This is a genomic window from Pseudoalteromonas sp. RB2-MNA-CIBAN-0110, from assembly GCF_040309305.1.
Classification (GTDB): Bacteria; Pseudomonadota; Gammaproteobacteria; order Enterobacterales; family Alteromonadaceae; genus Pseudoalteromonas; species Pseudoalteromonas arctica.
Window position 1 is genome coordinate 1 of record NZ_JBEOOQ010000275.1, and the last position, 247, is coordinate 247.

Below are 247 nucleotides of genomic sequence, written 5' to 3' on the forward strand. Positions count from 1 at the left end.
ATACTGAGCTTAGCCAACTTACAAAAATATTTGCTCACCCGCAACCGTTTGCTCAATGTAGCCGCTTTTTACAAGGCCTTGGTGAGCTGCAACACGAAACCTGCGACTCAACTTCAAGTGCCCTGCAATCAGCACTAAATACGCCAAATAGTGCCGCTATTGGCTCTGCCCAAGCAGGTAAAAATGTAGGCCTAGAAGTGATTAAATCTAACTTAGCAAACCAAAGCGAAAACCACAGCCGCTTTAT

The 247-nt window shown here is 44.9% G+C and carries 1 protein-coding gene; it reads left to right on the forward strand.

Going from position 1 to position 247, the window contains the following annotated elements; translation table 11 throughout:
• On the forward strand, positions 1 to 247 hold a 247-nt coding region (locus tag AAEY68_RS21475; protein WP_350586875.1), incomplete at both ends, for a prephenate dehydratase domain-containing protein.